6 protein-coding genes are annotated in these 8,339 nt (G+C 66.3%); 2 read left to right on the top strand and 4 right to left on the bottom strand.

What is annotated here, in order from left to right; genetic code table 11:
- The first annotated feature begins 121 nt into the window (after nt 1–121).
- On the top strand, nt 122–904 hold the full coding sequence (locus ACO6D5_RS16500; protein ID WP_485825961.1) for a BON domain-containing protein: 783 nt from the start codon (nt 122–124) through the stop codon (nt 902–904).
- Nucleotides 905–1,072: 168 nt separating this feature from the next.
- On the opposite strand, the gene ACO6D5_RS16495 is transcribed toward ACO6D5_RS16500, so the two are convergent.
- The 4 genes from ACO6D5_RS16495 to ACO6D5_RS16480 form a co-directional block, all read right to left on the bottom strand.
- Nucleotides 1,073–2,158, bottom strand: a complete 1,086-nt coding sequence (locus ACO6D5_RS16495; protein ID WP_485825960.1) for a calcium:cation antiporter — start codon at nt 2,156–2,158, stop codon at nt 1,073–1,075.
- A 100-nt stretch (nt 2,159–2,258) separates the two neighbouring features.
- A complete protein-coding gene (locus ACO6D5_RS16490) occupies nt 2,259–4,037 on the bottom strand; it encodes a hydantoinase B/oxoprolinase family protein (protein ID WP_485825959.1) in 1,779 nt (592 codons plus the stop codon).
- Nucleotides 4,038–4,048: 11 nt separating this feature from the next.
- Nucleotides 4,049–6,124: a hydantoinase/oxoprolinase family protein gene (locus tag ACO6D5_RS16485; RefSeq protein WP_485825958.1), complete on the bottom strand. Its 2,076-nt coding sequence runs from the start codon at nt 6,122–6,124 to the stop codon at nt 4,049–4,051.
- Between the two features lie 131 nt (nt 6,125–6,255).
- Entirely contained in the window at nt 6,256–7,200 is a 945-nt protein-coding gene (locus ACO6D5_RS16480) for a LysR substrate-binding domain-containing protein (RefSeq protein WP_315526855.1), read from the bottom strand.
- Nucleotides 7,201–7,330: 130 nt separating this feature from the next.
- Between ACO6D5_RS16480 and ACO6D5_RS16475 the strand changes: the two genes are divergently transcribed.
- Nucleotides 7,331–8,302, top strand: coding sequence for a Bug family tripartite tricarboxylate transporter substrate binding protein (locus ACO6D5_RS16475; protein ID WP_485825957.1), 972 nt, complete (start codon nt 7,331–7,333; stop codon nt 8,300–8,302).
- Nucleotides 8,303–8,339: the final 37 nt, after the last annotated feature.

Raw genomic sequence — 8,339 nt, 5'->3', positions numbered from 1 at the left:
GTTGCGCGGAGGCGTTGCTGCGCCGCGGCGGGTGGCACAACGCTTGCTGCTTGAATGCCCGAGTTCCCCGCGCGGAGAGACTGCGAAAAGGGGAAACATCGCTATTCCCAGGAGGCTCGACATGAACCATGACCAACGATATCCGTGGCGTGATGAGGACGACTTCAACCGGGATCCCGGCAGCGGCAACCCCCGCGACCCCTACCGCCAGGCGCAGCAGCCCGGGCGTTCGGGAGGGCAGGCGCCGAGGGATTCGGTCAACGATGTGCGGCGCCAGCAGCATGCCGGCGCGGGCGACCAGGAGCCGTGGCGCGACCCGGCGCCGTCGTTCGGATACCAGGGCGAAGGCACCAGCCGCGCGCCCGGCACCCGTGAAACCCGGGGCGGCGTACGCAGCCGCAGCGCGGACCCCGGCCAAAGCGGCTATGGCGGCTTCAGGAACCAGGACCCGTCGTACCAGCGGGAACAGGTGTATGGATCGCGCAGCCCTTCCTATAGCGGCCCCACTTCCTATGGGGATGAGGAAGGCGGCTATTACGGCGACCGCCCGCAATGGGCGGACGAGCCTGAAGCGTCTTTCGAGACCGCGGAGCGCGGCGGCTACAACCGCGGGCCGACCGCCTGGCGCGATCGCGGTTCGCGGCGGACGGATCCCAAAGGCTATACGCGATCGGACGAACGCGTGCGGGAAAACGTGTGCGAGCACCTGGCGCACAGCGGCCTGGACGTCAGCGACGTGTCGGTGGCCGTGGCGGATGGCTGCGTGACGCTGGAGGGAACCGTGCGAGACCGGCGCACCAAGCATCGCATTGAAGATTGCACGGACGCCTGCGCGGGCGTGCAGGACGTCGACAACCGGATCCGGATTGCCGGTGTGGGAGGAAAGGAACCGGCGGCAACATGAGGCAATAGGAAATCCCGCTCACCACGCGCTACACCCCGCTATCGCATCGAACAAGAAAGAACCCATGAAAACGAAACCAGGCAAACCCTGAGCCGCGGTGGTCCGACCAGAGGGCACTGGCCTGACTGCATCCGGCGCATACGGGCAAGGTCGGCCGCCAGGGCAGCCCTACAAGCCCAGCGTCAATAGCATCAGGAAGGTGCCAAACAGGATGAAGTGCGTCATGCCTTCGATGGCATTGGTCTGACCGTCGTTCAGGTTGATGGCGGCCACGAGCAGGGTGGCCAGCATCATCAGCGTCTGCAACGGCGTCATGGCCAAGTCGATGCGCTGTCCGGAGAACAGCGCCATGGCCTCCATCGCGGGCACGGTGAGTATGACGGTGGACAGCGAGGCGCCCAAAGCGATGTTGACCACCGACTGCATGCGATTGGCCAATGCGGCCCGCAGCGCGGTCAGCATTTCCGGCGCGGCGGAAATGCCGGCCACGATCAGTGCGATCAGCCCCATGGGCACATCAATGCCCTGGACGCTGCGCTCCAGCGAGTGGGACATCAGTTCCGCCAGAAAACCCACCGCGATGATGCCGAACGCCATCATGGCGGCCGAGTATTTCCAGCCAGGTGAACCCGAGGCGGGCGTGTTGGCGCGTGTTTTCTTGTCGGGATAGCTGTAGCTGAAAAAATAGCTGTGCGGCCCGGTCTGCATGCGGAGGAACACGCTGTACAGCAGCAGCATCGCTACGATGGTGAAGGCGCTATAGGCCTGCCAGTCGGCCTGGGGAACGAATTCGGGAATGATCATGGACACCGTGACGGCCGTCAGGATCATCACGCTGTAAGTGCGCGCGGAGTCATCGTTGTAGGCCTGTTCGCCGTGCTTGAATCCCCCGATGAGCGCGGCGACACCCAGGATGCCGTTGATGTCGAGCATGACCGCCGAATAAATGCTGTCGCGCACCAGTGTCGGCGAACCCGTCTTGGTCGAGACGATGGCCAGCACGATCACTTCGACCAGAACTGCCGACAGCGTCAGGATCATGCTGCCGAAGGGATCGCCCAGCTTCTGGGCGATGCGTTCGGCGTGGCGCGCCACGTTGAGCGACGCGGCCAGGATGGCGGCGATAAGAAGGACCGTCTCCAACAAGCCGGCCAGTCGGCCGAAGTCCGCCAGCCGGCTGTCGATCGCATATCCCGCCACGGCGACCGCGCAGGCGAGAAGCAGGAATTTCTCAGACTGCAGAATGGATTTCATCTGGACTCGGCAGGCAGGAACTCCAGCGAGCCTAGCACGCAGGCAACTCGGGCGGGAAGACGCTGCAGGCCTGTTTCTGGCTGAAACCGCCGTCCGCGCCTTAGTCTTTTCGCGCCGGGGTGCCGGCTTGTCCTGCTGCCGCGGGCGCCAAGCCGTCCTGCTGAAGGGCGCGGATGACCGTCTCGGAGCCATAGTCCCGCTCGGCAGCGGCGCGGCTGACCTTGCCGCCGACGAGGTCTTGGCGGATATCGGCCAGCCCGCGTTCGGCGGGCGTGCCATAGCCGCCGCCGCCGGGTGTTTCCAGGCGCACCGACACGCCCGCCGGCAGCGGGTGGCCTGAAATCTTGTTGGGCAGGCGCTGCTCGTCGGGGCGTCCGGGGTTCTGGATCAGGCGCGAGGTGCCGCCGGTCAGGCCGCCATTGAGGCCGGCCGCGCCGAACAGCGCCGCGTCGCAACGGATGGTGCAGGCCAGCTGGTCGTGCAGCGACCGGATCTGGCGCGCGATGCCCATGCCGCCGCGGTACTTGCCTGCGCCGCCGGTGTCGTTCACGAGGGCGTATTCGTCGACCAGCAGCGGGTACTCGATTTCCAGGGCCTCGGCGGGCAGGTTGGAGGTATTGGTGACGTTGACCTGGATACCGTCCATGCCGTCGCCGCGCGCGCGTCCGCCCGCGCCGCCGCCCAGCGTTTCAAGATAGACGAAGGTGCCCTTGCCGTCGCGCATGGGGCCGGAGAACAGCATGGAAGGCATGACGTCGTTGGACGAGGCCATGCCGCGTCCGGGCGGCAGCAACTGGCCCAGGGCGCCGATCACGGTACCGGCCACGCGCTGTGCGGTGGTCACACGCGCGCCCACCGCCGCGGGAAACACCGGATTGGTGATCGTGCCTTCGGGCGCGCTGATGGTGATGGGCTGGAACAGGCCGTTGTTGGGCATCAGCTCCGGGTCCAGCATGGCCTTGACGGCGAAGTACACGCTGGCGTTGAGCGCGCTGGCCGGCAGGTTGAAGGCGCCCCGCGCCTGTTTGCCGGTGCCGGTGAAGTCCACGTGCAGCTGGCCGTCGCGCGCCTGCACGTTGGCCTGGATCACCACCGGCTCGCCGCCCATGCCGTCGTCGTCCATGCGTTCGGTGAACGACACGCGGCCCTCGGGCAGTTGGGCGATGCGGTTGCGCAGCCGCCGCTCGGTATAGCGCAGGATGCCGTCGATGGCCGACAGCACCGTGTCCAGGCCGGATTGCCGCAACAGCTCCAGCATCAAGCGGGCGCCTTTGTCGTTGGTGGCGATCTGGGCGCGGATATCGTGCATGCGGTTGTCGGGTTCGCGCGTGTTGTGCGCGATCATCTCCAGCAGGTCCAGGTCCAGCTCGCCTTGCCGCACGATACGCATGGCGGGCAGTCGGATGCCTTCTTCCCACACGGTCTTCAGGTGGTGCGAGGTCGAGCCGGGCACGGCGCCGCCCACATCGGTGTGGTGGCCGATGTTGGCGGCGAAAAAGCGCAGCACGCCGTCGCAGAAGATGGGCGACACGACGGTGATGTCGGGCGCGTGGGTGCCGCCGGCCAGATAGGCGTCATTGCACAGGAACGCATCGCCCGGGCGGATGCCGGCCGCGCCATATCGGCGCAGCACGGCATCGATGCCGCCCGACAAGGAGCCCAGGTGCACCGGCACGTGGGCGGCCTGGGCCACCAGGCGGCCGGCGGCGTCGAAGAGCGCCACGGAGCAGTCTTTGCGTTCCTTGATGTTGCTGGAAAAGGACGAGCGGATCAGCGTATTGCCCATTTCTTCGGTGATGGACAGCAGGCGGTTGCTGAAGACCTCCATCTCGATGGGGTCGAAGGCGTCGGACTCGGCGGCGGTCGGTGCGAGGGTCATGTCGATTTGCCTTAGGGGTTGAGGTTGACGACGAGGTTGCCGAAGTCGTCGGCGCGCGCTTGCTGGCCGGGCAGGATCACGGTGGTCGAACTCATTTCCTCGATGACGGCGGGGCCGTTGATGGGCGCCCCCACCGGCAGCAGGGCCCGGCGGTAGACGGGCGTGTCAGTCCAACCGGCCTTCTCGAAGTAGACGGCGCGGCGTTCCTTGATCGCGCCATCCAGGCTGGCGCCGCCGGCCACGCGGGCGATCGGCGCACGTGGCACCATGCCCACGGCGCGCACGCGGCAGTTGACGATCTCGACCGCGCGGCCAGTGGCGTCGTAGCCATACTCGCGGATGTGCGCAGCACTGAAGGCCGCCACGAATTCTGCCCGCGGCATCAGGCGCATGCCGTCCAGCGGCACCGGGATCTCGAAATTCTGGCCCTGGTAGCGCGCGTCGATGACGGCCGACAGGCGCTGGGCGGCGTCGCCCACGCCTTCGCCGGCCAACCATGCGCGCGCTTTGCCGCCCAGCGCGTCCAACGCCGCTTGCGCCGCCTGCCACCCGGGCTCGTCGGCGCCGGCCATCAGTGTCTGGACGAAGTCCATGGATATGTCCGACAGCAGAATGCCGCGCGCGCACATGGTGCCGGGCTCTTGCGGGATGAGCAGGGTGCCGATGCCGCAGTCGCGCGCCAGCTCGGCCGCGTGCAGGCCGCCCGCGCCGCCGAAGGCGCACAGCGCGAACTTGCGGATGTCGTGGCCGCGCTCGGTCGACACCGCGCGCACGGCGCGCGCCATGTTCGAGTTCGCGATCCGCAGGATGCCGTAGGCCGCCTCTTCGATGCTGAGGCCAAGCGGGCCGGCCACCTGTTCGCCCAGCGCCGCGCGCGCGCGTTCGGCATGGACGGCCATGCGGCCTTCGAGCAGCGCCACGGGATTCAGGCGCCCCAGCACGACGTGGGCGTCGGTCAGGGTGACTTGCCTGCCGCCCCGGTTGTAGGCGATCGGGCCGGGCACGGCGCCGGCGCTTTGCGGGCCCACCTTCAACGCGCCCGCATCGTCGATGCGCGCGATGCTGCCGCCGCCCGCGCCGATGACGTGCACGTCGACCATCAAGGTCTTCACCGGATAGTCCGCCACCAGGCGGCTGGAGGTGAACAGCGGCTGCAGGTCGGCCACCAGGGATACGTCGGTGCTGGTGCCGCCCACGTCGAAGGTGATCAGATTGGGAAAGCCGGCGGCGCGTCCAAGCTCGGCTGCGCCGATCACGCCGGCGGCGGGCCCCGACACGCAGGTTCGGACCGGCGCGGTCAGCACTGATTCCACCGACATCAGGCCGCCATTGGAATGCACCGTCGTGGGAGGCACCTGCACGCCCATGCGCTGCACCGAGTCGACCAGGTTGCGCATGTAGGCGGCCATGCGCGGACCGACGTAGGCATTCAAGGCCGTGGTGGACATGCGTTCGTACTCGCGGAATTCCGGCAATATCTCGCTGGATACGCTGAGGTATACGCCCGGCAGATAGTCGGCCAGGATTTCGCGCGTGCGGCGCTCGTGGGCGTCGTTGCGATAGCTGTGCATGAAGCAGATGGCGACCGATTCCACCTGCGCCGCGGCCAGTTGGCGCGCCACCGAGACGACTTCGTCTTCGTCCAGCGCCTGCAGCACGCTGCCGTCGGCGGCCATGCGTTCGCCGATCTCGAAGCGCCACTCGCGCGGCGCCAGCGGGGCCGGCTTGATGACGTTGTAGTCGTACAGGTGCGGCCGGGTCTGCCGGCCGATCTCCAGCACGTCGCGGAAGCCGCGCGTGGTGACCAGCGCGCAGCGCGAACCGCGCCGTTCGATCACCATATTGGTGGCGACCGTCGTGCCGTGACCCACGTGCGCCAGTTCGTCGCCGGCGATCCCATGTTCGCGCATCAAATGCGCCAAGCCCGTCTGGATGGCTTCGGACGGGTCGTGCGGCGTCGAGGGCACCTTGAAGTAGGACAGCTCGCCGCTGTGTTCGGCCAGCAGAGTGAAATCAGTGAAGGTGCCGCCGACGTCGAAGCCGACACGGAAACGGCGCTGGCCGGAAAGGGATGCGGGGTGAGTCAACGCGGGTCTCCAGGATGCCGGCGCACGCACGCGCCGAAGCTAGGGGTGACCCGAATGTTATCGAGGGGGGATCATTCGATCTAATCAAAGATTTGCATTGATGGTCATCATTGATGTGAATGATGTGGCGATCAATAAGCGTGCGACTCGGCCCCCTGCGCCGGGTCGAACATCATGCCCTGCGCCTTGCATACCTTGAGGATCTCTTCGCGCAGCCATCGATGCGAGGGCAGGTTGTCCGAGCGCTCGTGCCAGATCAGGTTGACCGTGCGCGGGATGAGCGGAAAGGGCGGCTCGATGGCTTCAAGCTGATGGCTGTGCGGGCTGTTGCGCACGGCGTTGACCGGCACGACGCAGATCAGGTCGGTCTCGGCCAGCAGGCGCGGCGCCAACGCAAACTGATTGATCGTCAGCACGGCATTGCGCTTGTAGCCATGGGCGGCCAGCTCGTGGTCGATCAGGGCGGCGGTACCCAGCAGGCTGACAACCAGGTGGCGCGCGCGCAGGAAGTCATCCAGCGTAAAACGCGGCAAGGACAGCAGCGGATGGCCCTTGCGCATGGCGCAGACGTAGGTCAGGGTCTCCAGCGGCAGCGTGCGCAGCGACGAGCCGAAGTTCGAATACACGCCTGCCGCCATGTCCACTTCGCCCTTGTCCAGCAGCGCGGCGGTATTGTCCAGCGAATAAGGATGCAGGTGGATGCGGATGTTCGGCGCCACCGATTGCTGTTCGACGAACAGCGGCCGGATCACCTGGTCGGCCACGTAATCGGACATGGCCAGGCGGAACACGGCCTCCGAGCGGGCGGGATCGAACTCATTGCGCTCCAGCGTCTCTGCGATGCGGGCCAGCGCAGCGCGGATGGGGGGCCACAGCAATTCGGCGCGCTGAGTGGGCAGCACCCCGCCTTGCACCTTGATGAACAGCGGGTCTTTCAGCGTCAGGCGCAGGCGGTTGACGGCGTTGCTGACCGCCGGCTGCGTCATGTGCAACGTGAATGCCGCGCGCGTGACGTTGCGCTCGGTCATGACGGCGTCGAAGATGCGAAGCAGGTTCAGGTCGATGGCGTCAAGCACGGTATCCCCGTATCGTTATCAACGATGTTGATGATGTTTTATTTTAATTGTTGATTGGTCACATAACACGGGACCGCTTAACCTTGCCCGGGTTCCTGCGCAGTTCTCACGCAACTTGGGTAATCAATCGATGATAAAGAACCTGAAGTTTCTGGCTGCTGCCTGTGTTGCGGCCCTGGCTGCCTCGCAAGCGGCGGCGGCGGACAACTACCCCAGCAAGCCGATCACGATCATCCTGCCCTATGCCACGGGCGGGTCCGCCGACATGCTGGCGCGTTTCGCCGCCCAGGCGGTGCAAAGCGAACTCGGGCAACCCGTCATCGTCGAGGCCAAGCCCGGCGCGGGCGGCGTACTGGGCACCGAACACGTCGCCCGCGCAGAACCCGACGGCTACACATTGGCCTTGACTGCCAGCGGCACGATGGCGGTCAACCCCTATGTCTACAAGTTGCGATACCAGCCGCTGGAAGACTTCAAGCAGATCACGGTGCTGGTGGACCTGCCTTTCGTGGTGGTGACGAACAATGCGTTCCCCGCCAGGACGCTGCAGGAGTTCATCGATTACGGCCGCAAGAACCCCAACAAGATCACGTTCGGCAACGCCGGGCTGGGCACCCAGCAGCATTTGACGCAGTTGATGTTTGCCCGCGCCGCCGGCATCCAGATCAATATCGTTCCCTACAAAGGAAGCAGCCCGGCGATGAACGATCTGCTGGGCGGCCATATCGATGCCGTGCTGGACAACACGGGCGTGCAGACCCCCTTCATCAAGGCCGGCAAGGTGCGGCCGCTGTTCGTCACCAACCCCGAGCGCGTGGCGGCGCTGCCGGATGTGCCGACTGCCCCCCAGGCCGGGATGCCTGGCTTTTCTGCCGTAGCCTGGTTCGGCCTGGCGGCGCCCAAGGGCACGCCGGACGCCATCGTGGACAAGATTCAGCAGGCCATTGCGCGGGAATTCGCCAAGCCCGAGATGCAGCAGCGCTTGCTGGATTTGGCGATGATCCCCCGTGCATCCAGCCCGGCCGACACGACTGCCCGTGTCAAGACGGACCTTGCCGCATTCGGCAAGATCGCGAAAGAGGTGGATCTGAAGCCGTTGTGAACCCTGGCGGGCGACGCCTCAGGGACGGCTGATCCAA

This window comes from Achromobacter sp., from assembly GCF_057314935.1.
The sequence above is the reverse complement of the archived record's forward strand: the minus strand, read 5'-3'. Positions and strand labels throughout refer to the sequence as shown.

Excerpts from the sequence above, each read along its gene's own strand:
- ACO6D5_RS16500 (WP_485825961.1), top strand. The coding sequence starts at position 122 with ATGAACCATGACCAACGATATCCGTGGCGTGATGAGGACGACTTCAAC.
- ACO6D5_RS16495 (WP_485825960.1), bottom strand. The coding sequence starts at position 2,158 with ATGAAATCCATTCTGCAGTCTGAGAAATTCCTGCTTCTCGCCTGCGCG.
- ACO6D5_RS16490 (WP_485825959.1), bottom strand. The coding sequence starts at position 4,037 with ATGACCCTCGCACCGACCGCCGCCGAGTCCGACGCCTTCGACCCCATC.
- ACO6D5_RS16475 (WP_485825957.1), top strand. The coding sequence starts at position 7,331 with ATGATAAAGAACCTGAAGTTTCTGGCTGCTGCCTGTGTTGCGGCCCTG.